Source organism: Corynebacterium maris DSM 45190, from assembly GCF_000442645.1.
In the GTDB taxonomy this organism is placed as follows: Bacteria; Actinomycetota; Actinomycetes; order Mycobacteriales; family Mycobacteriaceae; genus Corynebacterium; species Corynebacterium maris.
In genome coordinates, this window is record NC_021915.1 from 844392 (window position 1) to 868974 (window position 24583).

The 24583-nt window shown below is 66.4% G+C and carries 30 protein-coding genes; 16 read left to right on the forward strand and 14 right to left on the reverse strand.

Annotated elements, in window-relative coordinates:
- Window positions 1-12 precede the first annotated feature (12 nt).
- Window positions 13-816, forward strand: coding sequence for a DNA-formamidopyrimidine glycosylase family protein (locus tag B841_RS04005; RefSeq protein ID WP_020934205.1), 804 nt, complete (start codon window positions 13-15; stop codon window positions 814-816).
- On the opposite strand, the gene B841_RS04010 is transcribed toward B841_RS04005, so the two are convergent.
- Both B841_RS04010 and B841_RS04015 read right to left on the reverse strand, forming a co-directional pair.
- Entirely contained in the window at window positions 813-1439 is a 627-nt protein-coding gene (locus tag B841_RS04010; RefSeq protein WP_020934206.1) for a DedA family protein, read from the reverse strand. The genes B841_RS04005 and B841_RS04010 overlap by 4 nt on opposite strands.
- A 75-nt stretch (window positions 1440-1514) precedes the next feature.
- Window positions 1515-2756, reverse strand: coding sequence for an MFS transporter (locus B841_RS04015; RefSeq protein WP_020934207.1), 1242 nt, complete (start codon window positions 2754-2756; stop codon window positions 1515-1517).
- 47 nt (window positions 2757-2803) lie between these two features.
- On the opposite strand from B841_RS04015, the gene B841_RS04020 reads away from it, so the two are divergent.
- A complete protein-coding gene (locus tag B841_RS04020) occupies window positions 2804-3217 on the forward strand; it encodes a YccF domain-containing protein (RefSeq protein WP_020934208.1) in 414 nt (137 codons plus the stop codon).
- Here B841_RS04020 and B841_RS04025 read toward each other — a convergent pair.
- Entirely contained in the window at window positions 3214-4455 is a 1242-nt protein-coding gene (locus B841_RS04025) for an HNH endonuclease signature motif containing protein (protein ID WP_020934209.1), read from the reverse strand. The two genes, B841_RS04020 and B841_RS04025, sit on opposite strands and share 4 nt — an antisense overlap.
- 180 nt (window positions 4456-4635) lie before the next feature.
- A complete protein-coding gene (gene pgi, locus B841_RS04030; protein ID WP_020934210.1) occupies window positions 4636-6273 on the reverse strand; it encodes a glucose-6-phosphate isomerase in 1638 nt (545 codons plus the stop codon).
- Between the two features lie 101 nt (window positions 6274-6374).
- On the opposite strand from pgi, the gene B841_RS04035 reads away from it, so the two are divergent.
- On the forward strand, window positions 6375-6695 hold the full coding sequence (locus B841_RS04035; protein WP_020934211.1) for an antibiotic biosynthesis monooxygenase family protein: 321 nt from the start codon (window positions 6375-6377) through the stop codon (window positions 6693-6695).
- On the opposite strand, the gene B841_RS04040 is transcribed toward B841_RS04035, so the two are convergent.
- Window positions 6692-7420, reverse strand: a complete 729-nt coding sequence (locus tag B841_RS04040; protein WP_020934212.1) for a hypothetical protein — start codon at window positions 7418-7420, stop codon at window positions 6692-6694. The genes B841_RS04035 and B841_RS04040 overlap by 4 nt on opposite strands.
- Window positions 7413-7709, reverse strand: coding sequence for a chorismate mutase (locus tag B841_RS04045; protein ID WP_020934213.1), 297 nt, complete (start codon window positions 7707-7709; stop codon window positions 7413-7415). Before B841_RS04045 ends, B841_RS04040 begins: the two co-directional genes overlap by 8 nt.
- Before the next feature lie 59 nt (window positions 7710-7768).
- Here B841_RS04045 and pcrA point away from each other — a divergent pair, with 59 nt between their 5' ends.
- A complete protein-coding gene (gene pcrA / locus B841_RS04050; protein ID WP_020934214.1) occupies window positions 7769-10114 on the forward strand; it encodes a DNA helicase PcrA in 2346 nt (781 codons plus the stop codon).
- 96 nt (window positions 10115-10210) lie between these two features.
- Here the strand turns inward: pcrA and B841_RS04055 are convergent, their stop codons facing one another.
- Window positions 10211-10951: a M23 family metallopeptidase gene (locus B841_RS04055; RefSeq protein WP_020934215.1), complete on the reverse strand. Its 741-nt coding sequence runs from the start codon at window positions 10949-10951 to the stop codon at window positions 10211-10213.
- A 270-nt stretch (window positions 10952-11221) separates the two neighbouring features.
- On the opposite strand from B841_RS04055, the gene B841_RS04060 reads away from it, so the two are divergent.
- The 4 genes from B841_RS04060 (at window position 11222) to B841_RS04075 (ending at window position 15764) form a co-directional block, all read left to right on the forward strand.
- On the forward strand, window positions 11222-12823 hold the full coding sequence (locus B841_RS04060; RefSeq protein WP_156844698.1) for a cell division protein PerM: 1602 nt from the start codon (window positions 11222-11224) through the stop codon (window positions 12821-12823).
- 17 nt (window positions 12824-12840) lie between these two features.
- Complete coding sequence (gene purN, locus B841_RS04065; RefSeq protein ID WP_041631736.1) at window positions 12841-13461, forward strand: phosphoribosylglycinamide formyltransferase; 621 nt, start codon at window positions 12841-12843, stop codon at window positions 13459-13461.
- Window positions 13454-15022: a bifunctional phosphoribosylaminoimidazolecarboxamide formyltransferase/IMP cyclohydrolase gene (gene purH / locus B841_RS04070; RefSeq protein WP_020934218.1), complete on the forward strand. Its 1569-nt coding sequence runs from the start codon at window positions 13454-13456 to the stop codon at window positions 15020-15022. Before purN ends, purH begins: the two co-directional genes overlap by 8 nt.
- Window positions 15023-15122: 100 nt before the next feature.
- The gene (locus B841_RS04075) at window positions 15123-15764 is read left to right on the forward strand and encodes a hypothetical protein (protein ID WP_020934219.1); all 642 of its coding nucleotides are present in this window, start codon (window positions 15123-15125) and stop codon (window positions 15762-15764) included.
- A 126-nt stretch (window positions 15765-15890) separates the two neighbouring features.
- Here B841_RS04075 and rpsR read toward each other — a convergent pair whose 3' ends face one another.
- From rpsR to rpmB, 4 genes are read right to left on the reverse strand one after another with little or no spacing between them, the layout of a single operon-like run.
- Window positions 15891-16139, reverse strand: a complete 249-nt coding sequence (gene rpsR, locus B841_RS04080) for a 30S ribosomal protein S18 (RefSeq protein ID WP_020934220.1) — start codon at window positions 16137-16139, stop codon at window positions 15891-15893.
- Between the two features lie 12 nt (window positions 16140-16151).
- The gene (rpsN, locus tag B841_RS04085; protein WP_020934221.1) at window positions 16152-16457 is read right to left on the reverse strand and encodes a 30S ribosomal protein S14; all 306 of its coding nucleotides are present in this window, start codon (window positions 16455-16457) and stop codon (window positions 16152-16154) included.
- A gap of 2 nt (window positions 16458-16459) precedes the next feature.
- A complete protein-coding gene (rpmG, locus tag B841_RS04090; RefSeq protein ID WP_020934222.1) occupies window positions 16460-16624 on the reverse strand; it encodes a 50S ribosomal protein L33 in 165 nt (54 codons plus the stop codon).
- Window positions 16625-16626: 2 nt separating this feature from the next.
- The gene (gene rpmB, locus B841_RS04095; protein WP_020934223.1) at window positions 16627-16863 is read right to left on the reverse strand and encodes a 50S ribosomal protein L28; all 237 of its coding nucleotides are present in this window, start codon (window positions 16861-16863) and stop codon (window positions 16627-16629) included.
- 374 nt (window positions 16864-17237) lie between these two features.
- Here rpmB and B841_RS04100 point away from each other — a divergent pair, with 374 nt between their 5' ends.
- From B841_RS04100 to B841_RS04130, 7 genes are all read left to right on the forward strand, one after another.
- Window positions 17238-17510 (forward strand): type B 50S ribosomal protein L31, encoded by a 273-nt coding sequence (locus B841_RS04100; protein ID WP_020934224.1) that lies wholly within the window; start codon window positions 17238-17240, stop codon window positions 17508-17510.
- Window positions 17511-17531: 21 nt separating this feature from the next.
- On the forward strand, window positions 17532-17705 hold the full coding sequence (rpmF, locus tag B841_RS04105) for a 50S ribosomal protein L32 (RefSeq protein ID WP_020934225.1): 174 nt from the start codon (window positions 17532-17534) through the stop codon (window positions 17703-17705).
- Between the two features lie 155 nt (window positions 17706-17860).
- Window positions 17861-18556: a response regulator transcription factor gene (locus tag B841_RS04110; protein WP_020934226.1), complete on the forward strand. Its 696-nt coding sequence runs from the start codon at window positions 17861-17863 to the stop codon at window positions 18554-18556.
- Window positions 18553-19548 (forward strand): HAMP domain-containing sensor histidine kinase, encoded by a 996-nt coding sequence (locus B841_RS04115; RefSeq protein ID WP_020934227.1) that lies wholly within the window; start codon window positions 18553-18555, stop codon window positions 19546-19548. Before B841_RS04110 ends, B841_RS04115 begins: the two co-directional genes overlap by 4 nt.
- Before the next feature lie 109 nt (window positions 19549-19657).
- Complete coding sequence (locus tag B841_RS04120; protein WP_020934228.1) at window positions 19658-20875, forward strand: S1C family serine protease; 1218 nt, start codon at window positions 19658-19660, stop codon at window positions 20873-20875.
- A gap of 53 nt (window positions 20876-20928) precedes the next feature.
- The gene (locus B841_RS04125; protein WP_020934229.1) at window positions 20929-21510 is read left to right on the forward strand and encodes a MogA/MoaB family molybdenum cofactor biosynthesis protein; all 582 of its coding nucleotides are present in this window, start codon (window positions 20929-20931) and stop codon (window positions 21508-21510) included.
- A gap of 2 nt (window positions 21511-21512) precedes the next feature.
- The gene (locus B841_RS04130; RefSeq protein WP_020934230.1) at window positions 21513-21740 is read left to right on the forward strand and encodes a hypothetical protein; all 228 of its coding nucleotides are present in this window, start codon (window positions 21513-21515) and stop codon (window positions 21738-21740) included.
- A gap of 14 nt (window positions 21741-21754) precedes the next feature.
- On the opposite strand, the gene mscL is transcribed toward B841_RS04130, so the two are convergent.
- Genes mscL through B841_RS04145 form a run of 3 tightly spaced genes read right to left on the reverse strand, consistent with a single transcriptional unit; the run spans window position 21755 to window position 23518 of the window.
- Window positions 21755-22165, reverse strand: a complete 411-nt coding sequence (mscL, locus tag B841_RS04135) for a large-conductance mechanosensitive channel protein MscL (protein WP_020934231.1) — start codon at window positions 22163-22165, stop codon at window positions 21755-21757.
- A gap of 60 nt (window positions 22166-22225) precedes the next feature.
- Window positions 22226-22879, reverse strand: a complete 654-nt coding sequence (locus tag B841_RS04140) for an SAF domain-containing protein (protein WP_020934232.1) — start codon at window positions 22877-22879, stop codon at window positions 22226-22228.
- 36 nt (window positions 22880-22915) lie between these two features.
- Window positions 22916-23518, reverse strand: coding sequence for a 5-formyltetrahydrofolate cyclo-ligase (locus B841_RS04145; protein ID WP_084481968.1), 603 nt, complete (start codon window positions 23516-23518; stop codon window positions 22916-22918).
- A gap of 94 nt (window positions 23519-23612) precedes the next feature.
- On the opposite strand from B841_RS04145, the gene B841_RS04150 reads away from it, so the two are divergent.
- Entirely contained in the window at window positions 23613-24569 is a 957-nt protein-coding gene (locus B841_RS04150) for a UTP--glucose-1-phosphate uridylyltransferase (RefSeq protein ID WP_020934234.1), read from the forward strand.
- Window positions 24570-24583 lie beyond the last annotated feature (14 nt).

A 24583-nucleotide genomic window follows, 5' to 3' on the forward strand; every position in this document is an offset into this window, starting at 1 on the left:
GGTGGCGCCACTATGCCCGAAGGTGATTCCGTCCTCCAGCTCTCCCGCCGCCTGCAGTTCATGACCGGCCGCGAAGTCCTGCACACCTCCTTGCGGGTGCCGTCGGTGGCGACGGCGCGTTTCGACGGCGCCGTCTGCGAGAGTGTCTGGCCCTACGGAAAACACCTGTTCATGCAGTTCGGCGACGCCGTGCTGCACACCCACCTCAAGATGGAGGGCACCTGGGCGATGCATCTGGCCGGCGACAGGTGGCGAAAACCGGGGCACACCGCACGTGTCGTCCTGCAACTGGAGGGCAGCCCCTATCCGCGCCCGATTGAAGTGGTGGGCCACTCCCTGGGGCTAGTGGAGGTCTTTCCCGTGGCCCAGTACGGGGAGAAGACGAGTTATCTGGGCCCGGACATTTTGTCGGACGAGTGGGAGTTGGAGGGCCGTGCGCAGGCCGTCGCCCGCATTCTGTCCCGCCCTGAACGCACGATCGGGCAGGCGCTGCTGGACCAGAAGAACGTGGCGGGGATCGGCAACGAATACCGCGCCGAGATCTGCTTTTTAGCGGGCATCCACCCCGCCCGCCCCGTGGCCGGGGTGGACGTGCCCGCCGTGGTGGACCTGGCGCGGCGGTTGATGTGGATGAACCGGGACGCCCCGCTGCGGGTGACGACCGGGGTGCGCCGCGCGGGGGAAAACGTCTATGTCTTCGGCCGGAACCGTCGGCCGTGCCGGCGCTGCGGTTCCCGCATCGAGCAGGATTTCTTGGGCGGGGGAGAAGACTTGGAGCGCGTCATCTGGTGGTGCCCACGCTGCCAGCCGGGCTAGTCGTGCTCGGCGCGCCTTTTCACGGAGCGGCGGACCAAGTAGACGATCACCGCCACCACCGCGAGAGCGAGGATGATGTACACGACCGTCGAATACTGGTCGATGTACTGCGCCACCACGTCGTAACGCGCTCCGAGCCAGACGCCCAACCCGATCAGCAGCGCATTCCACAGCGCCGAACCACCCGCCGTCCAGGCGGTGAACTTGAGGAAATTCATCCCGTCGATGCCCGCCGGGATGGAGATCAGCGAGCGGACCCCGGGGATGAGCCGGCCGAAAAACACCGACGCGGACCCGTACTTGTCGAACCAGCCCAAGGCCTTGTCCACGTCGCCCGGTTCCACCAGCCACATCCAGTCGGCGATCTTGCGCAACCGGTCCGCGCCGATCGCCTGCCCCACCCAATAAAGCAGCCAGGCGCCGAGAACGGAACCGGCGGTCGCCCACAGGAAGGTGGACCAGAACGACAGGTCGCCGGCGGTGACGGTGAACCCGGCGAGAGGCAGGACCACCTCCGAAGGGATCGGCGGGAAGAGATTCTCCAACAGGATGGCGATGCCCACGCCGGGGGCGCCGAGCAGCTCCATCAGGGAAACGACCCATTCCACTATCGAATCAAGCATCTGCCGGACCTTCCTTTAAGCCATAGAGAAAAACATTCGCCATAGTGTCAGGATCGGGCGGGAAACGTCCGCACGTTAGCTGGCAGTTCCCTGACTCTTGATTTGATCCTCCACAAACACGTCCCGGGTGGCGAAGAAGGAACCGGCCAGCACCACCGCCGTGCCCGCGATCCACACGGCGACCGCGGCCACCCACGACCCGGTCGCCTCGCGGAGCACGCCGGTCAACAACGGCCCCACACACGCCACGGTGTAGCCCAGCCCCTGCGCGAAAGAACTCAGCGACGCTGCGCCGGCCATGCTGCGGGACCGGATGTTGATCAGCGTCAACGCCATCGGAAACACCAGCGGCCCGAGCCCGGACAGCGTCACCCACAGCCACGGGGCCGCCATCGGGGCGGTCGCCAAACCGATGTTGCCGACGATGAAAATCACGCACGAGGCCGCCGCCATCGGATAGACCTCCGTGAAACGCCCCACCAGCCAGGGCCCCAGAACATTCAGCGGCAGCCCCAGCAGGGACCAGTACGCCAGCATGGTGCCGGCGAATTGCGTCGACGCCCCGGCCTCGACGAACAGTTGCGGCAGGAAAGCCATGATCGAATACGTCACGAAAGACGTGCACCCGAACATGAACGCCAACCCCACCCCGGCCGGCGTCCGCCACACCGCCACGCCCTTGGGCTTGTCGGCGTCTCCCGGCACCCGCACCGTCTTCTCCGGTCTGCGACTCCGGGCCAGCAGGGGCAACCACGCCACCGCCGCCACCACGGCCAGCAACGCCCACGAACCCAACGACGCCCGCCACCCCGTCAGGCCCACACTTTCCGCGGCCAGCGCGAAAGGCTCCGCCAGCAACGGCGCCAACCCCATGGCCACCTGGCTGGTAACCAGGAACGTCGTGGAGACCGTCGGCACCCGATTCGGGAAGTACGACCGCACCGCCACCGGCATGGCTGCGTTGGTCACGCCGATGGCGAACAAGGCGCACACCGACCCGGCCACCAGGTTGAACGCCGACGGCCCGAGCACCCGCCACACTTGCCCCACCGCGGTCAGAATCATGGCGGCGAACAACAGCTGGGCGATTGTCAACCGCCGCATGAGGGTGGGAAGCAGGAAAGCCGACACGGCGAACATGGCCGTCGGAATCATGCCGAGGACGCCGATGAGCGACTGGCCGACGCCCAGATCGTCCTGGACCCGCGGCACCAGCGGCGACAACGCCACGATAGCCGTGCGCAGATTCAACGACGTCAGGATGATCGCCGCCAGGGCAATCAGCTTCGGCGCCTGCCGCCAAGAGTGGTCCACCATAACGGGTCACCATACTCGCGACCGACCGTTTCGCTACCGTGGCGGACATGAGCCTGATACTCAACCTCATCTGGTTTATCTTCGGCGGATTCTTCCTCGCGCTGGGATATTTTCTCTTCGGCGTCCTCGCCTGTCTACTGGTCGTGACCATTCCGGCCGGCGTGGCCAGCTTCCGCATGGCGAAGTTCGCGCTGTGGCCTTTCGGCCGCTCCGTCGTCCAACCAGTGGAGGGCACCGGTGGGCTGTCCACGGTCACCAACGTCATCTGGTTCGTCATCGCGGGCCTGTGGCTGGCCGCCGGACACGTCACCACCGCGGTGGCGCAGGCCGTGACCATCGTCGGCATCCCGCTGGCGATCGCCAACCTGCGGATGATTCCGGTCACCTGCTTCCCCTTCGGCAGAAGGATCGTCTCCTCCGACAACATCCCGTATGGCTATGAACCGATGATCAAACTCTAAAACGGTGGAGGGCCAGTCGGGGCGGTCTCTTTCGGGCTAGTGGATGGGGCACGTCGTTTTCGCGCACGCTCTGCCCGGCGGGCCCGCCGTTGAGCCAGGCTCTGCACCCACCGACGCTGCTTGGGCGCCAACGGGCCCTCGGCGTCGTCGCAAACCCACCGGCCGTCCTCGAACAACCAGAACACCTCACCGGTGGCCGGATCCAGGACGTAGAAAGCCTGCCCGCCCGATTTCCGGTTGTGATGATGCTGGCACAGGCACGCGAGATTGGCGGGCGTGGTCGGACCGCCGTCACGGTGATTGACGCGGTGATCCTTCTGGGCGCTGACCGCCGACCGCGTGCACCCGGGCCATCGACACGTGCCGTCCCGCCCTTCCACGAAGGCGCGGATCGTGCCGGTGGGGCGGTAGCTGCCGGTGTGTGCGGTCGCGGCCTCGTCCATGTCCCTGACGGTTGCGGCCATGCGGGCGGCGCGTCGGGTGCAGTCCGGGCTGAGCCAGCCGGCCGGGTACAGCCAGCCGGGCGCGTCCGGGACGTCGTGGGCGCGGTAGACGTTGAGCACGACCTTGATCTGGACGTTGTTCAGCAGCAGGGCGGTGAAGGCTTGGGCGAAGCTGCAGTCGTGTTCGGCGGCGTAGTCGCGCACCGCCTGTTCGACCGCCGCCGCGTTGATGGCGTCCAGGCGGACCTCGGTGGTCACGGACCCGTCCGCGTGGTCGTATTGGCGGAAGGAGTCCGAGGCGGAATCTTCGACGTCTTCTTCCGTGTCCTCTTCTTGTGCGAGACTGCGGATCACGCCGCGGATCTTGCGGGTGATGGCGCCGGGAGTGGGGAGAAGTTGATTGGCGCGGGTCGGGGTGAGGTAGTCGACCAGCACCTCGTCGAGCGTGTCCCAGAAGAACTCGTCCTCCCGCAGGCCAGTCGGCAGGTCCAACAGGGCGTCGTCGATCTTGCGGAGGTGGAACATGTCCAGGTGGTGCATCTGCTCGACGAGCGTGCGCAGGCCGGGAAGCATGTTCACGGTGGTCAGGGCGTCGAGGTGGGCGGCGATGAAGCGTGGGGTGCCGCCGATGGAGGCGGTCAGCGTGGCGGCGTGGGTGGTCCAGTCGCGGTGGCCGTCTTCGTCATCGGGCAAACAGGCGCGCCAGGAGAGGTATTCGGCGCGGCGGACCTCTCGTCGGGCGACGGCGAGCGGGTCGGTGGGGGAGCACACGGAGTAGTAGGCGGTGGCGGTCACGAGGGTTGGTCACCTCTTCAAAAGAGCCGTAAGGGGAACACCAGTTCTATAACCGGCATTGAACCCCACCATAGAGCAATCATCGAACATCTGCTCGACACCGCGAAAAACTGTGGATAAACGGCGACAACCCCGGCTTCTCCACAGAGGGGAGAGGCCGGGGTCGCGGACGTCGAAAAGTTACTTTTTCGAGCGGTACCAGGCGATCAACGCGTCGGTGGAGCCGTCGCCGGTGTCCGGGGACTCCTCGCCGGAGACGGCCGCCGCCAGGTCGTTGGCCTGCTGCTTGCCCAGCTCGACGCCCCACTGGTCGAAGGGGTTGATGTCCCAGATGACGCCCTGCACGAACACGATGTGCTCGTACAGCGCGATCAGCGCGCCCAACACCTCCGGGGTCAGCGACTCCGCCAAGATCGTGGTGGTCGGGCGGTTGCCCGGCATGACCTTGTGCGGGGCCAGCTCGGCGGGCACGCCCTCCGCCAGCAGCTCCTCCTCCGTCTTGCCGAAGGCCAGCACCTTGGTCTGGGCGAAGAGATTGCCCAGCAGCAGGTCGTGCATGGAGCCGGTGCCGGAGGCGGTCGGCAGGTCCTCGTCAGGGCGGGCGAAGCCGATGAAATCGGCCGGGATTAGCTTCGTGCCCTGGTGCATCAGCTGATAGAACGCGTGCTGGCCGTTGGTGCCCGGCTCGCCCCAGTAGATCTCGCCGGTCTGGTATCCGACCTGGGAGCCGTCGTGGCGCACGGACTTGCCGTTCGACTCCATCGTCAGCTGCTGCAGGTAAGCGGGGAAACGCCCGAGGTCCTGCGAGTAGGGCAGCACCGCGTGGGTCTCGGCGCCGTGGAAATTGACGTACCAGATGTTCAGCAGCGCCATCAGCACCGGTACGTTCGCGGAGAAATCAGCGGTGCGGAAGTGCTCGTCCATCGCGTGGAAGCCGGCGAGGAAATCCGCGAAGGCGTCCTTGCCGATCACCGCCATCAGCGACAGCCCGATCGCCGAGTCCACCGAGTAACGGCCCCCGACCCATTCCCAGAAGGGGAACATGTTGTCGGTGTCGATGCCGAACTCGGCGACCTTCTCCGCGTTGGTCGACACGGCGACGAAGTGCTTGGCGACGGCCGACTCGTCCCCGCCCAGCTCGTCGAGCAGCCACCGCTTCGCGGCGTGCGCGTTCGACAGCGTCTCTTGGGTGGTGAAGGTCTTGGAGGCGACGATGAACAGGGTCGTCTCCGGGTCGAGACCGGCCAGCGTCGCCGACAGGTCGGCCGGGTCTACGTTGGAGACGAAGTCGCCGCCCACCCCGGCGGTGGCAAAGGTGCGCAGCGCCTGGGCGGCCATGGCGGGGCCGAGGTCGGAGCCGCCGATGCCGATGTTGACCACGCGGGTGATCTTCTTGCCGGTGTGCCCGGTCCACTCGCCGGAATGCAGCTTGTCGACGAAAGCGCCCATCCGCCGCAGCACCTCGTGTACGTCACCGGACACGTTCTGGCCGTCCACCTTCAGGTTCTCTCCCTCGGGCGTGCGCAGCGCCGTGTGCAGCACCGCGCGGTCCTCCGTGCCGTTGATGCGCTCACCGGTGAACATCGCCTCGGTGGCCCGGCGCAGGCCGGCGGCGTCCGCGAGCTCCACGAGTGCCTTGACGACGTCCGCGTCCACCAGGTTCTTCGACAGGTCGACGTGCAGGCCGGCGGCGTCGAAAGTGTGGTCCGCCGCCCGGGCGGGGGACGCGGCGAACAGCTGGCGCAGGGAGAGGTCCTTCTTCTCCGGAAAAAGGCTGGCCAGCTGCGACCACTCGGCCGTGGCGGTGATGTCAGACATGATGCGGCTCCTCGTACGACGGATTGTTTCCTGCACTGAATCTACTTCAATTGCGTGGCCGGGGCCGGACGATTGCGAAGGAGTGGGGTTATAGTCGAACCATGAGCATCGTGAAGATCAACGCAATTTCCGTCCCCGAGGGAGCCGGCTCCGTGCTGGAGGAACGCTTCGCCGCCCGCAAGCAGGCCATCGACTCCCAGCCAGGCTTCGAGGGCTTCCAGCTGCTGCGTCCGACCAAGGGCGAGGACCGCTACTTCGTGGTCACCCGCTGGGCGGACCAGGAATCCTATGACGCATGGTGGGAGAGCGCTGGCCAGGCCGCCCACGGCCAGAAGGACGGCGAACAGCCGCGCAAGCCGGTCTCCGACAAGGCGGAGCTGCTGGAGTTCGACGTCGTCATCGACTCCCTCGAGCAGGATTAAAACACGGTGAGACGCTCCGCGGTGAACGCCGCCGGGCGTCCGTTACCGCCCAACGCCCGGATCAGCCCCGAGTGTCTGACCACCCACCGCTGAGTCAGGCGCAACCGGCCGGCCGGGTAGTCCTGGCCCACGCCTTCCCCAGCGAGCAGGGCGCGGGTTTCGGCCACGACGAGGGGGCCGAAGACGCGGCCGTAATCCGAGTCCTCCGGGCCGACCTCCGTGATCTCCGAAGCGGCCACGACGTCGAGTCCGGCCCGCAAGTCATGAAAGACGTCCTCCGCTTTCGCGGCCTGGGGGACTAAGGCGTGCACGGTCACCGACCAGACGCCTTCATCAAGCAGCGCGACGCCGGCGGCCGGCGGCGCGGGTTTCGGCGCAGGCAGGCGCGTCACCTCCGCCGGGAACGGATCGGCCGCCGCAGGGTCGGAGAAAAACAGCTGATCGGTGATCCGGTCATCCTCGCCCGCGAGCAGTCGGAGCCGGCTGGAGATCTGGTGGAGCCCGAGCTTCTCGACGTCGGCGATCCCCTCGTAAAGGGCGGTGTCGCGCAGCTCCCAGAGCAGCGCGTCGTCGTCGATGGGCAGGGCGTGGTCGTCGGAGGCCTCCACCACCGCCAGGCGAGGGTCGATCCCGGAGACCCGCCGGCGGTAGAGGGACTCGGCCTCGGCGAGTTTCTCCGGGGCACAGACGAACCGGGTCAGAAAGACGACGCCATGATCAACCAAGTTTGCCCCGGCCCAGGCGCAGCAACACGTTCGCCAGCGCCGGGCCCTCCTCGCCGAGCTCGTCGCGGAACTGATTGATGATCGCCACCTCGCGGGTGTGCACTAAGCGGGTGCCGCCGGAACCCATGCGAGTCTTGCCGATCGCCTGCGCCACTTCCGTGCGCCGTTTCACGGCCTCCAGGATGACCTGGTTGAGCCGGTCGATCTCTTTGCGGTAGGACTGGATCTCGGCGTCGGACAACGGGTCATCGGTGCCGGTGGGCATGCGGATCTCTAACTCTTCGGACATGTGCCCCATCTTGCCATGAGGTGGCGGTGTCAGGGTCACCTAGTAGGTTGAAATACATCATGGCTAACCACTCCGTAGATCTGACCCAGGGCCTGAACCCGCAGCAGGCCGCCGCCGTCGAACACACCGGTTCCCCCCTGTTGATCGTGGCGGGCGCCGGTTCCGGCAAGACCGCCGTCCTCACCCGCCGCATCGCCCACCTGATGTCGCACCGGGGCGTCGCCCCCTGGCAAATCCTGGCCATCACCTTCACCAACAAGGCCGCCGCCGAGATGAAGGAACGCGTCGCCGGGCTCGTCGGCCCGGTCGCCGAGCGCATGTGGGTGGCCACCTTCCACTCCATCTGCGTGCGCATCCTGCGCCAGCAGGCCCAGCTCGTGCCCGGCCTGAACACGAACTTCACCATCTACGATTCGGATGATTCGCGCCGGTTGCTGTCGATGATCGGCAAGGACATGAATCTGGACCTGAAGAAGTTCACCGGCCGCGTCCTGGCGAACGCGATCTCCAACCACAAGAACGAACTGGTGGGCCCGCAACGCGCCCTGGCCGAGGCACAGACGACGAAAAACCCCTTCGAGGTCACCGTGGCTGAGGTCTACGCCGAGTATCAGCGCCGCCTGCGCGCCGCCAATGCACTGGACTTCGACGACCTCATCGGGGAAGTGGTGCGTATCTTCACCGAACACCCGCAGGTCACCGACTACTACCGACGCCGCTTCCGGCACGTGCTCATCGACGAGTACCAGGACACCAACCACGCCCAGTACCGGCTGGTCGCAGCCCTGGTCGGCGACGGCCCCGATGCGCCGGAACTATGCGTGGTCGGCGACTCGGACCAGTCGATCTACGCCTTCCGCGGCGCCACGATCCGCAACATCCAGGAATTCGAGCGCGACTACCCGCAGGCGCGCACCATCCTGCTGGAGCAGAACTACCGCTCCACGCAGACGATCCTCAGCGCCGCCAACGCCGTGATCTCCCAGAACGACGGCCGCCGGGACAAAAACCTGTGGACCGACCACGGCCAAGGCGAGCAGATCACCGGATACGTCGCGGACAACGAACACGACGAGGCGCGCTTCATCGCCTCCGAGATCGACGCCCTGGCGGACAAGGGGCGCAACTACTCGGACATCGCGGTGATGTACCGCACCAACAACGCCTCCCGGGCGCTCGAAGACATCTTCATCCGCTCCGGCATCCCCTATAAGGTCGTCGGCGGCACCCGCTTCTACGAGCGCAAGGAAATCCGCGACGTCATCGCCTACCTGCGGGCGCTGGAAAACCCGGACGACACGGTCAGTTTGCGCCGCATCGTCAACGAGCCACGCCGCGCCATCGGTGACAAGGCACAGGCCACGGTGGCCTTGTACGCGGAAAACCACGGGGTGTCCTTCGGCAAGGGGCTGCGGGCCGCCGCCGAAGGCAAGGTAGACATGCTCGCCACGCGGGCGAAAAACGCCGTCGCCGGCTTCGTCGAGATGATGAACGGCCTGCGCGCCGCGACGCCAGACCTGCTCAACGAGGTCACCGGGCAACCGGACCTGGGGGAGCTGATCTCCCGGGTGCTGGACGTCACCGGCTATAAGGACGTGCTGGAAGCTTCCAACGACCCGCAGGACGGGGCGCGGTTGGACAACCTCAACGAGCTGGTCTCCGTCGCCCGCGAATTCTCCTCCGAGGCCGCCAACCAGGTCGCCTACGCCGAGATGGACGGCGGGGAGGTGGAGCTGGAGGAGGGCATGCCCGCGCCCGGCAGCCTGCAGGCGTTTTTGGAGCGGGTGTCGCTGGTGGCCGACGCCGACCAGATCCCCGACGACGACCAGGGCATGGTCACGCTGATGACGCTGCACACCGCCAAGGGGCTGGAGTTCCCGGTGGTGTTCGTCACCGGCTGGGAGGACGGCCAGTTCCCGCACGTGCGTGCCCTCGGCGACCCGGACGAGCTCTCGGAGGAGCGTCGCCTGGCGTACGTGGGCATCACCCGCGCCCGCGAACGGCTCTACCTGACTCGGGCGATGATTCGTTCTTCGTGGGGCAACCCGATGACGAACCCGGCCAGCCGCTTCCTGGGGGAGGTGCCGGACGAGCTGATCGACTGGCGCCGGGAAGAACCGTCCCCCGCCGCCTCCTCCGCGTGGGGCGGCGGCGGGAGCTGGGGCCGCACCCAGCAGCCGCAGCGCACCACCCGCCGCCCCCAGCGGAGCACCCTGCCGGCCGCGCCGAAGAACAACGAGCTGCAGCTGGCGGCGGGCGACCGCGTCAACCACGCCAAGTACGGCCTGGGCAAGGTCCTCTCCTCCGACGGCTCCGGGGCACGTGCCACCGTCACCATCGACTTCGGCAGCTCCGGCACGGTGCGCCTGATGCTCATCGGCGGGCTGCCCATGGAGAAGCTCTAGAAAGTTGATTCCGGCGCTGGGGTGGCGCCAGGAAATCTCTAGGAAAGCACGAACCCCCGACCACGGCGGTCGGGGGTGAACGGGAAAGTATGCGGCTTAGAGGTGGATGCCGTGCTGGGCGAACCATTCCTGCGGGTCAATGGCTCCGCCACCGTTCGGGTGGATCTCGAAATGCAGGTGCGAGCCGGTGGAGAAACCGCGGTTGCCCATGCCCGCGATGTGCTGGCCGGCATGGACGTGCTCGCCGACCTGCACGTCGAGGGTTTCCATGTGGCCGTAGACGGAGATGGAGCCGTCGTCGTGTTGGATGCGGATCCACTGGCCGTAGCCGGAGGCCGGGCCGGAGTCGATGACGGTGCCGTCCATGACGGCCAGGATCGGGGTGTTGACGGGGGCGGCGATGTCGACGCCCGCGTGGAGGGAGCCCCACCGCATGCCGTAGCCGGAGGTGAATGCGCCCTCGGCGGGCTTGACGACGGCCGCGCCGCGGGTTGCCTGGTCGGCGGCGAGGCGGTCGGCGGTGGCCTCGACGGCCTTGAGCAGCTGCGTGTCCAGCCCGGCGACCGGCTTGTACTCGGAGATGGCGAGGATCTGCGGAGCGGACTCGGCGACGGGCGCCTCGTCGATGGGCTGCGCATCATTGGTGAGCTCGAAGTTCACGGCCTCGGTGTTCTCGGCGGGAGCGGCCTGCAGGGAAGCTGCGGCCGCTCCACCGACGCCGGCGGTGGAGGCTGCGCCAGTGGCGATGGCGACGAGTGCAACGCGACCAGTCGTAGTCTGCGAGGTGGAGATTTTACGGTGTTTACCACCCTCAGACCGCTGAGTCTTGATGCGCATTTCTTTATTCTTCCGTTCGTTTGGTGCCTCGCGCGGATGGCGCGTGATTATGCTGTGACCATCCTGTGATGTACGGAAGATCACGATAGCGTCTCAATTTCTTCATGGCAACTACTGGGGTCAGACAATCTCTATCGAGTAGCGTGACCATGGCGTTACATACGGGTTTTTATATCAGGCTCTGCATAATATTCTTTCTCTGCCCCGCTCATCGTGCTCGTCGACGCGCCGCCCGTAAGCTTCGCGCGGGACGTGGCAAAGTAAAAGGCGATGAGCAAGAACACCAGCCCGCAATCCCGGCCCACCCGTCGCCCCCGTACCGTCGGGCCGTCGAGATCACGCGCCGCGGCGAAGGCGCATGCCGTGGAACGGGGTAAAACACAATCGTCCGCCCGGCGCACGGACAAGCCTCGCCCGACGACGCTGGCGGGGCGGCTGCGCCGTTTCCTGCCGGTCATCGCCATTCCGGAGCTGCTCGTCGTCCTGGTGCTGGTGGTGATCTCTCTCGCGGGCATCATGTTCGCGTCGGGGACGATGGGGGCCCTGCCCGCCACGATCGCCACCGCGTGGATGGTCCTGAACCTGGCGCCGGTCGTGCTGTCCGACGTCACCGTCTCCTTGTTGCCGTTGCTGCCCGCCATGGGTCTGGTGGCGGTGATCGCTTACCGAGTGCGGCGGGCGGTACGCACAAAGGTCAGCGTCATTGACCTGGCTGTTTTGCTGGCCTGCACCCTGTTTGTGCCAGTGGTTTTGACGTTGATCGCCTGGGTGATGTTGTGGGACGCCGCGAAAGTCTTCGATCTCTCCCCGCCGCCGGTGTGGGAGGCTCTGGCACGCACGCTGCTGCTGCACCTGATCGCCTATGTGCTGGGGCTCGGGCGGCGGTTGTGGCGGGCGGTGGCCAGACACTACCGGTTGCCGGCCCAGCTTGTCGACGGCGCCGTCGACGCCGGGTTCTTCTTCCGCCGCATGGCGGTCGTGGCACTTGTGGTCATGGCTGGCCTCCTGCTTTTCGGGTGGGGCAGGCAGGTCCAGATGGCCGAGTCCTTCGATTCCTTCGGGGGAGGGGAGATCACCGGATTGCTGCTGACTTCCCTGCTCTACCTTCCCAACGCCGTGATCGCGATGGTCGCGGTGCTGCTCGGCGGGGAGTTCGTGGCTGGTGAGGCCAGTGCCTCGCTCTTCAGCGTGCATCTGGTTCCTTTGCCTCCCATGCCGCTGTTCGCGCTGATCCCCGGAGAGGTCAGTCAGTGGGCCCCGGTGCTGTTGTTGGTCGCCGGTGCGTTGGCGTCTTGGCAGGCGGCACGGTCTCGGCCGAGTCTGGTGCAGGCGGTCGGCGCGGGACTGGGCGCCACGCTGGCGGCCGCGGCCGGAGCGTACCTCGCTGGGGGAGAGCTCGGCTGGTACGGAAACACCGGTCCGACCGTATGGCTCGCGGCGCTGCTCGCCGGCGCATGGGTGGGCGTCATCGGCGTCGGCACCTCGTTGATCCTGGGCCTTCTTGAGCGACGGACGACGGCGCTGGACGCTGAGCCCGCCGAAGAGGACGTCGAGGAGCAGGAACCGGAAGAGGAGTCGCAGGAAGAAGCGGCAGAAGCAGAGGAAGAGGAGTCGCAGGAAGAAGCGGCAGAAGCAGAGGAAGAGGAGTCGCAGGAAGAAGCGGCAGAAGCAGAGGAAGAGGAGGAAGAGGAGGAAGACGCCGAAGAAGAAACAGACGACGTCGACGGTGACGAAGAAGTTGACGAAGAAAGTGGCGTAGAGAGTAAGGAGGACGAGGAGGACGAGCAAGACGACGAAAGGGAGGAAGAGGAGGAAAAAGACGCCGAAGACGGGGGCGAAGACGAGGGCATTGAGAAAGACGAGCGTCGTTAAGGACTAGGGTGGGAGCAGTGACAACGACATCACTGCCCGACACTCATGCTTCTCACCAGAACGACGTGGTCGTTCTCGTCTCCGGCTCCGGCACCCTGCTGCAGGCCATTCTGGACCACCAGGACGAGACATACCGTGTGGTCAAGGTCATCGCGGATAAGGATTGTCCGGCGTTGGCCAGGGCTGAAGCGGCGGGCGTCGACAAGCAGGTCGTTGCACTCGCCGACGACCGCGACGCCTGGAACGTCGACCTCGCCGACGCGGTCGCAGCCGCAGCCCCCGACCTCGTCGTCTCTGCGGGATTCATGAAGATCCTCGGCGCCGGTTTCCTCGACCGTTACGCCGGTCGCACCATCAACACCCACCCGGCGTTGCTGCCGTCGTTCCCCGGGGCCCACGCCGTGCGTGACGCCCTGGCTTACGGTGTGAAAGTGACCGGTTCCAGCGTCCATTTCGTGGACGCCGGGGTGGACACCGGAGAAATCATCGCGCAGGAAGCCGTCACGGTTCACGCCGGTGAGACAGAGGAAAGTCTGCATGAGCGCATCAAGCAGGTGGAACGTCGGCTCATCGTCACGGTGCTGCGATCCGCACGCACCGACAACACCACAGGGAAGGTTCAGTTTGCCAATGAGTGATGGCCGCAAGGAAATTAAGCGCGCACTGATCAGCGTGTACGACAAGACCGGGCTCGAAGACCTGGCCACGTCCCTCGGCGACGCCGGCGTGGAGATCGTCTCCACGGGATCCACCGCCGCGAAGATCGCCGAGGCCGGTGTGCCGGTCACCCAGGTCGAAGAACTCACGGGCTTCCCGGAGTGCCTCGAAGGTCGCGTCAAGACCCTCCACCCGAAGGTCCACGCCGGCATCCTGGCCGACACCCGCAAGGACGACCACCTCAGCCAGTTGAACGACCTCGGCGTCGAGCCGTTCCAGCTCGTGGTGGTCAACCTCTACCCGTTCACCGAAACCGTGGCCTCCGGCGCCACCTTCGACGAGTGCGTCGAGCAAATCGACATCGGCGGACCCTCCATGGTTCGCGCCGCGGCGAAGAACCACCCGTCCGTGGCCATCGTCACCGACCCGGCCCGCTACGGCGACGTCGCCGAGGCGCTGCAGAACGGCGGATTCACCCGCCCGGAGCGCACTGAACTGGCCCTCGAGGCCTTCCGCCACACCGCGTCCTACGACGTCGCCGTCGCCACCTGGCTCGGCGAGCAGGCCCAGGACGAAGGCTTCCCGGCCTGGATCGGCGAGAGCCACGAACTCAAGGACACCCTGCGCTACGGGGAGAACCCGCACCAGCGGGCCGCGCTCTACGCCGACGCCGGGGCGCCGGGACTGGCCAACGCCGTCCAGCACAACGGCAAGGACATGAGCTACAACAACTACCAGGACGCCGACGCCGCGTGGCGCGCCGCCTGGGACCACGAGCGCCCGGCCGTGGCCATCATCAAGCACGCCAACCCCTGCGGCATCGGCGTCTCCGACGAGTCCATCGCAGACGCGCACCGCAAGGCGCACGCCTGCGACCCGCTCAGCGCCTACGGCGGCGTCATCGCCGTCAACCGCCAGGTCACCCTCGAGCTGGCGGAGAGCGTCAAGGGCATCTTCACCGAGGTCATCATCGCCCCCTCCTATGAGGAGGAGGCGCTGGAGCTGCTGAAGACCAAGAAGAACCTGCGTGTGCTGACCGCCGAAGCCCCGGAGCGTGGGGGAGTGGAGACCCGTCAGATTTCCGGCGGCGTGCTCGTCCAAAGCGCCGACGCCCTGCAGGCCGAAGGCGACGACCCCGCCAACTGGACGCTGGCCGCCGGGGAGGCCGCGTCCGAGGATGTGCTCGCCGACCTGGCGTTCGCATGGAACGCGATCCGCTGCGTCAAGTCCAACGCCATCTTGATCGCCGCCGACGGCGCCACCGTCGGCGTCGGCATGGGCCAGGTCAACCGCGTCGACTCCGCCAAGCTAGCCGTCGACCGTGCCAACACCCTCGCCGACGGCAAGAACCGCACTCAGGGCGCCGTCGCCGCTTCCGACGCGTTCTTCCCGTTCGCCGACGGCTTCCAGGTGCTCGCCGACGCCGGCGTCACCGCCGTCGTCCAGCCGGGCGGCTCCATCCGCGACGAGGAAGTCATCGACGCGGCCAACGCCGCCGGCGTGACCATGTACCTGACCGGGGCACGTCACTTCGCCCACTAGTCACGGCCCATCCAGCAGCCGCGTCCCACACCAGGGGTGCGGCTGTTTTTATGGCAAGCTATGAGAACCCTGAAACGTCCTCACAGCGAAGGAGCACACCGTGAGCAACCAGCCGCCGATCCCGGATAACCCGTGGGCCACGCAGAGGGAACCTGCGTCGGGGCCCACGGGCAGCACCGGAGTCATCGTCGTGGTCACGATCCTGGCGACGGTCGTGGTCATCCTCGCGGCCTTCGCCGCCTACCTCATCTTCGGCCGCGGCGGCGGCACAGAGACGAGGGCGGCGGAAACTTCCGCGACGAGCGCCCCGCCCGCAGTGGTGGAGACGGTCGTGGAAACGGTGGAGGAGACGGTCACCGCCGCCCCGGCGACCACGGCCCCCACCACCACGTCGAGCACGACCTCCCCGGCGCCGGAGGTGGCCGGCCTGACCGCCCGCGGCTGGACCGCGAGCCCGGTCACCCGGTGCGGGGGAGGGGAGAGCGTCAGGTACGCGGCCCGGGACGGGGCGGGCTCCTACATCACCGTCTGCTCGTCGGGTAACTCGATGACGTACCGCTCCGACATCTTCGGGGGCACCCTCGAAATGCCCGTCGACGCCGGCGCCTCCGCACCGTCGCAGGGGTATTTCAGTGTGCCGGCCGGACAGCACCGCATCGTCATCGACGGTGATCGGCTCGAAGTGCGGGAGGGATCCAGCGTGGTCAACAGCGCCGACTTCGCCTTCTTCTACGTGATGTAGCGAGGCCAGGGACGACAAAATCCGCCGCCCAGCAATGCTGGGCGGCGGATTTCATGAACGACTCTAGCCGATGTCACTAGAGGACAGCGGCAAAGTCATTTGCGCTGTTGCGTCCTCACAACCGACTTAGCGGGTGGTGAACGGCAGGAGAGCCATTTCGCGGGCGTTCTTCACGGCAGTAGCGACCTGGCGCTGCTGCTGCGGGGTCAGACCGGTGACGCGACGCGAGCGGATCTTGTGACGATCAGAGATGAACAGACGAAGGGTCTTGATGTCCTTGTAGTCCACCTTCTCAATGCCTTCGGCCTTGAGCGGGTTCTTCTTCGGGCGACGGGACTGCTCGATCCGTGCCTTCTTGTGGTTGGTGCGCTTCATCTTTGCCACTCCTTACCAGCTGGACTTACGAACGCCGGGAAGCTCACCGCGGTGAGCCATCTCGCGCATGCGGACACGGGACAGACCGAACTTGCGGAGGTAACCGCGGGGACGACCGTCGTGGGCGTCACGGTTACGGACGCGCACCGGGGAGGCGTCGCGCGGCTGACGGTTCAGCTCGAACTGCGCGTCCAAGCGGTCTTCGTCAGAGGTGTTCGGGTTCTTGATGATGTTCTTGAGCTCAGCGCGACGCTCCGCATAGCGGGCGACGATTTCCTTGCGCTGCTCGTTCTTAGCGATCTTGGATTTCTTCGCCATACTTATCGCTCCTCACGGAATTCGACGTGCTTGCGGACGACCGGGTCGTACTTCTTCATGGAGATACGGTCCGGGTTGTTGCGCTTGTTCTTACGGGTGACATAGGTGTAACCGGTGCCAGCCGTGGACTTGAGCTTGATGATGGGGCGAATGTCATTACGTGCCATGCTTAAATCTTCTCCCCACGTGCTCGGATCTTGGCGACGACAGACTCGATGCCGTCGCGGTCGATGACCTTCATGCCCTTGGTGGACACGGTCAGAGTAACGGTGCGCCCCTCAGAGGGCAGGTAGTACCGACGACGCTGCACGTTGGGGTTCCAACGACGCGAGTGGCGGCGGTGCGAGTGCGAGACGGTCTTGCCGAACTTCGGCGAGCGTCCCGTGACCTGGCAAATAGCCGACATGGTGCTTCTTTCTCCTTGCCGCCCACATCACGGCTACAAAGTGCGGAAACACTAAAGGCGGCGCCGCGCCGTCCAAGCCAGTGGCCAGGTCGGGGCGCTGCCGGAATAGCCGGCTGACGGGGCGTAAACGATTACTTTCGACAACAGCAAGGGTCAACCCTACCGGTGGAGAGCGAAAAAACCTAATCCCCTCTATGGTTAAGTGATTTCTGGATTCGTCGCCCCCTCTGTATGATTGTCTGAGCTGTCGCCGACGCGCGTCTTGCGTGCGTCCGGCGCTGATGACCATCTATCGAAACCCAACTCAGGCACGATCCTCGGCGAGCTCGCGCGGGGAACCGACCTGAAGTTCAATCCTGAGGGACACGATTTTCATGAAGAACGACATCCACCCGGACTACCACCCGGTAGTCTTCCAGGATGCGGGCACGGGCTTCCAGTTCCTGACCCGCTCCACCGCCACGTCGGACCGCACGGTCGAGTTTGAGGGCAACGAATACCCGCTGATCGTCGTTGACGTCACCAGCGAGTCCCACCCGTTCTGGACCGGCGCCCAGCGCGTCATGGACACGGCCGGCCGCGTCGAGAAGTTCCAGAAGCGCTTCGGTGGCATGGCCCGCCGCAAGAAGAAGACCGACAACAACTAACCCAAGGAGGGAAAACAGACCATGGCAACTCCCAAGTTCAAGAAGTCCCGCGCCAACACGCGCATGCGTCGTTCACAGTGGAAGGCCGACAACGTCGCCCTCCAGGAGGTCACCGTCGACGGTCAGACCGTGCGCATCCCGCGCCGTCTGGTCAAGGCCGCCAAGCTCGGCCTCGTCGACGTCGAGCAGTTCTAGTCGCGCTCGATAGCTCCGGTCACGCCGTCCCCGCCCCGCTGGGACGGCGTTTCTGCTTTCTGCCGGGGGTGCCCTGGGTAGCGGAGGCACACAGGGTGGGGAAAGATGTATGGAAACGTCACTCAATTTTTAATTAAATAGGACATAGTCTCATTATGAATATTTTGGTCGCCGACGATGAACAGGCCGTGCGGGACTCCCTCAAGCGGTCGCTCACCTTCAACGGGTACGGGGTGTGTCTGGCGGGTGACGGCGAGGAAGCGCTTTCCCTCATCGGCAAAGAGTCGCCGGACTTGGTCATCCTGGATGTCCTCATGCCCGGAATGGACGGGTTGGAGGTGTGCCGCACTCTGCGGGGCGCTGGCTACGAACGCCCGGTCCTGATGCTCACCGCCCGCGGTGAGGTCGCGGACCGGGTGGCGGGGCTCGACGCCGGCGCCGACGACTACCTGCCCAAGCCTTTCGCCCTCGAAGAGCTTCTCGCCCGGGTGCGTTCCCTGGCCCGACGCTGCGCCATCGAATCCCGGGGCAGGGGAACGCAGGACGCGGAGCTGACTTTCGAGGACCTCTCCCTGAACGTGCAGACCCGCGATGTGCGCCGCGGCGACCGGAGCATCAGTCTCACGCGCACGGAGTTCGCTCTCATGCAGCTGCTCATGCAAAACCCCCGTCACGTTCTGTCGCGTGCGACGATCCTCGAGGAAGTGTGGGGGTACGACTTCCCCACGTCCGGGAACGCCCTCGAGGTGTACATCGGGTACCTCCGCCGCAAGACGGAGGCCGCGGGCGAGGAGCGTCTGATCCACACCGTGCGAGGCGTCGGCTACGTGCTGCGGAGCAGCACGCCGTGACTTTTCGACGGCTGGCCTCAGCGGTCGTCGTCGTGCTTGCCCTGGGCGCGTGGTCTTTGATGGCTGCGTGGCTGCTGACCGGTGACGTCGAGGACCTCGGTTGTCCTCCGTTCCTGCTCGTCGGCGGCGGCGCGCTCGTCACGCTGGTGGTCGGGCTGTCCGTGGCGTTCTCGGCCGCCCCAGGCCGGGCCTCGGCACGGCGATTGCGAGAGTCGATGGAACGGGTCGCCGACACAGGTGACCTAAGGCCGATACCAGAGACTCCCGATGAGGGGTTGACCCGCTCCTTCAACCACATGCTGGCCTCGCTGCAGGAGTCCCGAGTGCGACAGGAACGGCGGATCACGGAGCTCGGCCACGACCTGCGCAACCCGTTGACCGCGCTGCGCGTCAACGTCGAGTTGCTGCTGTCGCTGCACAGGGACGATCGACCGCGTGCACTTCCCCCCGAGGAACACCGGGAGCTGGAGCGTGACGTGCTCACCCAGCTCGACGAATTCGCCGGGCTCATCGACGAGCTGGTGGACCTGTCGGGAGGGGCGGCCGGACCCGTGCGCTTCGACGCCGTAGTAGAGACCGCGTGCGAGCGGGCGCGCTGCCGACGCGGGGACGTGGAGGTCCAGGTGACGACGACACCGTGGCTGGTGCGCGGTGACGGCGGCGCCCTGGGCAGGGGCGTGACCAACCTGGTGGACAACGCCGTCAAATGGTCGCCCTCCGGCGGCGTCGTCAGGGTGCGGCTAACGAGGGACGGCGACCGGCGGGCGACGCTCACCGTCGCGGACTCCGGCCCGGGGGTGGATCCGGGAGAGCGCGACCGCATCTTCGACCGTTTCTACCGCCCCCCGGACGTACGCAACACCCCAGGCTCAGGATTGGGGCTGGCCATCGTCAAAGAAGCGGTCGAAGACATCGGCGGGGACATCGACGTCGGTGAATCCGGGGACGGCGGAGCGTTGTTCACCGCCCGGGTCCCCGGCTCGCCCGGGTAGTGTCGCCGGTCATGGCTACACTGGAAGGTCAGAAAACGTCCAGACACTGGACGGCTGACATTGACGAGGGCTAAAGCGCGATCACATCAGTGAGGGGCAAGATAAGGATATGACGAACACCACCGGGGACAACTCCTACCACCCGGGGCAGCGGCCCCAGTCGCCCTACCAGCCCTTCAACGCCACTGGCCAGGACCCGACCTACCCGAGTCCCGAGGCCCCGGCCCCGGAGGACAGCGACGGGAAGCGGGGCCGCGGCATAGGCGGCGTCATCGCCCTCATTGCGATTCTCAGCCTGCTCGTCGGCGGGGTGGCCGGTGGCGTGGCCGGATACGCGGTCTCGTCGACGGGCGATGAGCCGGCACCGAGCACCGGCCCGGACAACGCGTTGACCGCCCCGCCGGCCGACGCGCCCGACACCCCGGCGGGGAGCGTGGAAGAGGTCGCCGACGCCGTCCTTCCCACCGTCGTCTCCATCCAGGTGGTCACCCCGATGGCGGCGGGGGAAGGATCGGGCTCCATCTTCACCTCCGACGGCTATGTGCTGACCAACCACCACGTCGTCGCCGGCGCCGAGGACGGCGCGATGCAGGTCACCCTGAACGACGGCACCGACATGACCGCGGACTTCGTGGCCTCCGACGCGGCGACGGACATCGCCGTGATCAAGATCCGGGACGCCGAAAACTTACCGACCATCCAGTTCGGAGACTCCGAGCAGCTCGCCGTCGGCCAGCAGGTCGTCGCGGTCGGCGCCCCGCTGGGACTGTCCGGCACCGTCACCAGCGGCATCGTCTCCGCGATGGATCGCCCGGTCCGTGCCTCCCAGGGGGGCGGCGAGTCGTCGCTGATCGACGCCATCCAGACCGACGCGGCCATCAACCCCGGCAACTCGGGCGGGCCGTTGGTGGACATGAACGGCAACCTGGTGGGCATGAACTCCGTCATCGCGACATTGTCCACGGGCAATACCGCCGGCTCCATCGGGCTCGGATTCGCGATCCCGTCGAACTTCGCCCAACGCGTCGCAGAACAGCTGCTCGCAGAAGGAGAAGCCAGCCAACCCATGCTGGGCGTGACCGTCGACGGCGCCAACCCCGTGGACGGGGCACTCATCGTCGGCGTGCAGCCGGACGGGCCGGGGGCGGACGCAGGGTTAGAAGAGGGGGAGGTGATCACCCGCCTCAACAACCGGAACATCGACACCTCGGACGCCCTCATCGCTGCAGTTCGTTCCCATGATTTCGGGGAAACCGTCACCTTGGAGGTGGTGGACCCGGAAACGGACGAGCGCAAAGAGGTTCAGGTTACGCTGAGCGTCGAGTAGCGTTAGCGACTAGATTCATTCCCATAACAGGGAACTTAAGTTTGAGGAGAAACATGGACACGATCCCCGTCGCTCGCGAAGCATCCGACGAGCTGAACGACATCGTCGAGCCCAATGACGAGTTTCTGCGGGCCACTGAGGAAGCGGAGGACATGCCGGCCCGTCGGCGGGCGTTGGTCGTGTTGGTCAGCGACCACCACAACGGCGCTGAGGACGACACCGACCGCCTGATGACGGAGCTGCTCATCGAATGCGGTTTCCAGGTCGACGCGGTCGTCCGCGTCAAGTCGAAGAAGAGCGAGATCCGCCAGGCCATCGAGACCGCCGTGGTGGGCGGCGTCGACCTGGTGCTGACGGTGGGGGGCACTGGCGTCGGTCCGCGCGACCGCACCCCGGACGCCACCCTGACCGTCCTGGACCAGGAGGTTCCGGGCATCGCGCAGGCGCTGCGGGATTCCGGGCAGGCGTGCGGCGCCGTGGACGCGGTGGTCTCCCGCGGCGTGTCCGGCGTCTCCGGTTCGACGGTCATCGTCAACCTCGCCTCGTCGCGGGCCGCGATCCGGGACGGCATGGCGGCGCTTCCCCCGCTGGTGCACCACGTGGTCGATGAGCTGCAGACCTACAGCGTGCACTGATCATGTCTGACCCACAGCACAGCCCGCGCCGCAAAGACCGCCGCCGGGTCCGCCGTCCCAGCGCGGCGGAGCACATCGACCGCAGCGCGGATACCCCGCGGCACGGTTTCGCCGACGACCTGGTCTCCGATGACGCCGAACGTCCCGTGCCCGTCGAGGACAGTCAGACAGACGACCCGGCGGGCGAGGAATTCTTGCGGGAGCAGCGCCCTCCTCACTACGGGGAGTGACGCAAGCGCACGGACTACTCCTTGGCGGAAGAATCCTTGTCCGCCAGCAGATCACGGATTTCTGACAGCAACTGCACCTCGGTGGTCTCCGGCTCTTCCGGGTCGACGTCCTGCTTCCGCTTCTGGATCTCCTGGAGTTTGTTCATCGGCAGCACCAGCGCGAAGTAGATGACCGCCGCGACGATCAAGAAGTTGACGATCGCGGTGATCACGGCGCCGAAGTCGAGGAAGGTGGAGTCATCGCCCGGGCGGATGTGAAATCCCAGCCCGGAGACGTCCGGATTGCCCAAGGAGGCGATGAGTGGGTCGAGCAGATTCTGGGTGAACGAAGTGACGATGGCGGTGAAAGCGGCGCCGATGACGACCGCCACGGCCAAGTCGATGACGTTGCCGCGCATGATGAAATCTCTGAAACCCTTGAGCATGTGCCGGGGTCCTTTCTGAGGAGTGTGGCCGAATAGTCAGAAGGCACCTTACACAGTGTCTCACCGGCCGTGTGCACGGTCTCCCGTGAGCACGACCGCCAGCGGGGACGTCAGCGAAGCCGCCGCGACCCGCTGCGCCGCTTCGTTCTCCAAGGCCACCAGCAAAGACTCTGAACCGGCTTCGGCGCCTGCCAGGATCACCCGGGCCCCGTCGGCCACCATCACCGGGTCCGTCCCCTCTGCGGCGACCGTGACGATGGACACGGTGTCCCCGTGCCGCAACAACGTCGCGACGTCCGGGTCCGCCAACGTCACCGGGACCATGGTGGCGGAGGAGGGGCCTTCGTCCCTCGAGCCCACCAGCGTGTTGATCAGCTCCGGTCCGATCAGCCGCGCCGCGGTGACCGGTTCGCCGGCGTCGGCCGCCGCGGTGACCACTAGGCCGACGGCCTCTTGCGGGTCTGTGAGGGCGGAGTCGGGGATGAGGTCGGCGGGCACGGCGCGGAGCACGACGTCGTCTTCCCCCAGCGACGCACCGGCGGCGACGGCGCCGGCGAAAACGACGATGCGGGGATGCTCGGCCGTCGCCGAACGGACCACGGACGTCACCGCCGCCAGCACGAGGGCGGCGGCCAGCAGCCGGCGGAGCAGGAGGGAACGGCGGTGTCCGGGTGGACGCAACAGGGCGTGCAGCGAAGATGCGGAAGCGGTCACACTCCCTTGGACTGTCCGCGGGGCGCCCGGGGTTCCCTACACGCGGTGGAGCGCTTCGGCCGTGACGATGACGTTGACGGGCATGTCATGGGCTTCGACGGGGACGTCGTGGGTGACCTCGTGATCGAAAAGAACGACGGCCAGCAACGGCTGCGGGGCTTCAGCCTCCGCCAGGCGGGCCAGCGTGCGGTCGTAGTAGCCGGCGCCTTTGCCCAACCGGAAACCCCGGCGGTTGGCGCCCAGGGCGGGCAGAAAGACGATGTCGCAGTCCAGCAGGGCCCGCCAGTCCCGGCGTTCGCCGACGGGTTCGGGGATGTTTAAATCTCCCTTGGCCATGGCTTCCTCCCCCTCGTAGGGGGCCCACAGCATGGCGCCTTCGGCCTCGGAAATCGGCAACAGGACAGCACCCGTGGCCGCGCGGAGGGCGGGAAGGAAACCCGGGCCGCCGGGCTCGTCGGGAAGCGGGTGGTACGCGGCGACGGTGCCGGCGGAACGTTCGTGGATCAGCTCCACGCACCGAGCGATCAGAGCCGTGTGCTGCCGCTCCCGAGTGGTTTTATCGAGCTCTTGCCGCGCCTGCTTGAGGGTGCTGCGCAAGACGCGTTTTGTGCCGCCGGGGTCGCTGATGTCCATGCTCATGGCCCTCAGCCTAGCTTCGCGGGGAGAAAAACACGTGTGAATGCGGCCGGGTCTTTGTCAATCACGGCGCCACAGAGAAGGTAAGGTCTCGGGCATGGTTGAGACGAATGACTTTCACCCCAACGGTGTGCGGACGGTCGTTGTGCCGGCCGCGGGTATGGGGACCCGGTTCCTGCCGGCGACGAAGACGGTGCCGAAGGAACTGCTGCCGGTGGTGGACACTCCGGGCATCGAATTGATCGCGGAGGAGGCGTCGGCGTTGGGGGCGTCGCGTCTGGCGGTGATCACCGCTCCGTCCAAGGATGAGGTCTTGGCGCACTTCGGTGAGTTCCCGGGCCTGGTGGAAACGCTGGAGGCTCGCGGCAAGGATGAGCAGGTGGCCAAGGTCAAGCGTGCCTCTGCATTGATTCAGCCGGTCGCGGTGGAGCAGGAGCGGCCGCTGGGGCTGGGGCATGCGGTCGGGCTGGCCGAGGACGCGCTCGATGAAGATGAGGACGCGTTCGCCGTGATGCTGCCGGATGATCTGGTCTTGCCTGAGAATGGGCGGCCGGGTGTGCTGGAGTTGATGTGCCGGGTGCGTGAGCAATTCGGCGGCAGTGTGTTGTGTGCGTTCGAGGTCGAACGCGATGAGGTGTTCAACTACGGGGTCTTCGACGTCGAGGAGATTGACGGGGCGTCCGGGTTGCCGGGTGAGTTGGTCAAGTCGGTGGCCGGGATGGTGGAGAAGCCGGATCCGGCGGCGGCGCCGTCGACGTTGGTGGCCGCGGGACGGTATTTGTTGGATCGGGCGGTGTTTGATGCGTTGCGCCGGATCACCCCGGGCAAGGGCGGTGAGCTGCAGCTGACGGATGCGATTGAGCTGATGATTCAGGAGGGGCATCCGGTGCACGTGGTGGTGCACACGGGCAAGCGCCATGACCTGGGGAATCCGGCGGGATACATCCCGGCGAACGTGGACTTTGGTCTGCATCATCCGAAGTACGGCCCGGCGTTGTATCGCGCGATCAAGCAGGTCATCGCCGACTTCGAGGCGGAGCAGGCACAAAGCTAAGTGTCATAACGCTG

Coding starts and splice junctions, on each gene's coding strand:
- mscL (WP_020934231.1), bottom strand. CDS start 22,165: ATGCTCAAGGGTTTCAGAGATTTCATCATGCGCGGCAACGTCATCGAC.
- pcrA (WP_020934214.1), top strand. CDS start 7,769: ATGGCTAACCACTCCGTAGATCTGACCCAGGGCCTGAACCCGCAGCAG.
- pgi (WP_020934210.1), bottom strand. CDS start 6,273: ATGTCTGACATCACCGCCACGGCCGAGTGGTCGCAGCTGGCCAGCCTT.
- B841_RS04120 (WP_020934228.1), top strand. CDS start 19,658: ATGACGAACACCACCGGGGACAACTCCTACCACCCGGGGCAGCGGCCC.
- B841_RS04145 (WP_084481968.1), bottom strand. CDS start 23,518: ATGAGCATGGACATCAGCGACCCCGGCGGCACAAAACGCGTCTTGCGC.
- B841_RS04035 (WP_020934211.1), top strand. CDS start 6,375: ATGAGCATCGTGAAGATCAACGCAATTTCCGTCCCCGAGGGAGCCGGC.
- rpsN (WP_020934221.1), bottom strand. CDS start 16,457: ATGGCGAAGAAATCCAAGATCGCTAAGAACGAGCAGCGCAAGGAAATC.
- purH (WP_020934218.1), top strand. CDS start 13,454: ATGAGTGATGGCCGCAAGGAAATTAAGCGCGCACTGATCAGCGTGTAC.
- rpmF (WP_020934225.1), top strand. CDS start 17,532: ATGGCAACTCCCAAGTTCAAGAAGTCCCGCGCCAACACGCGCATGCGT.
- rpmB (WP_020934223.1), bottom strand. CDS start 16,863: ATGTCGGCTATTTGCCAGGTCACGGGACGCTCGCCGAAGTTCGGCAAG.
- B841_RS04055 (WP_020934215.1), bottom strand. CDS start 10,951: ATGCGCATCAAGACTCAGCGGTCTGAGGGTGGTAAACACCGTAAAATC.
- B841_RS04005 (WP_020934205.1), top strand. CDS start 13: ATGCCCGAAGGTGATTCCGTCCTCCAGCTCTCCCGCCGCCTGCAGTTC.
- B841_RS04110 (WP_020934226.1), top strand. CDS start 17,861: ATGAATATTTTGGTCGCCGACGATGAACAGGCCGTGCGGGACTCCCTC.
- B841_RS04015 (WP_020934207.1), bottom strand. CDS start 2,756: ATGGTGGACCACTCTTGGCGGCAGGCGCCGAAGCTGATTGCCCTGGCG.
- B841_RS04060 (WP_156844698.1), top strand. CDS start 11,222: ATGAGCAAGAACACCAGCCCGCAATCCCGGCCCACCCGTCGCCCCCGT.
- B841_RS04100 (WP_020934224.1), top strand. CDS start 17,238: ATGAAGAACGACATCCACCCGGACTACCACCCGGTAGTCTTCCAGGAT.
- B841_RS04010 (WP_020934206.1), bottom strand. CDS start 1,439: ATGCTTGATTCGATAGTGGAATGGGTCGTTTCCCTGATGGAGCTGCTC.
- B841_RS04045 (WP_020934213.1), bottom strand. CDS start 7,709: ATGTCCGAAGAGTTAGAGATCCGCATGCCCACCGGCACCGATGACCCG.
- B841_RS04150 (WP_020934234.1), top strand. CDS start 23,613: ATGGTTGAGACGAATGACTTTCACCCCAACGGTGTGCGGACGGTCGTT.
- B841_RS04130 (WP_020934230.1), top strand. CDS start 21,513: ATGTCTGACCCACAGCACAGCCCGCGCCGCAAAGACCGCCGCCGGGTC.
- rpsR (WP_020934220.1), bottom strand. CDS start 16,139: ATGAAGCGCACCAACCACAAGAAGGCACGGATCGAGCAGTCCCGTCGC.
- B841_RS04020 (WP_020934208.1), top strand. CDS start 2,804: ATGAGCCTGATACTCAACCTCATCTGGTTTATCTTCGGCGGATTCTTC.
- B841_RS04125 (WP_020934229.1), top strand. CDS start 20,929: ATGGACACGATCCCCGTCGCTCGCGAAGCATCCGACGAGCTGAACGAC.
- rpmG (WP_020934222.1), bottom strand. CDS start 16,624: ATGGCACGTAATGACATTCGCCCCATCATCAAGCTCAAGTCCACGGCT.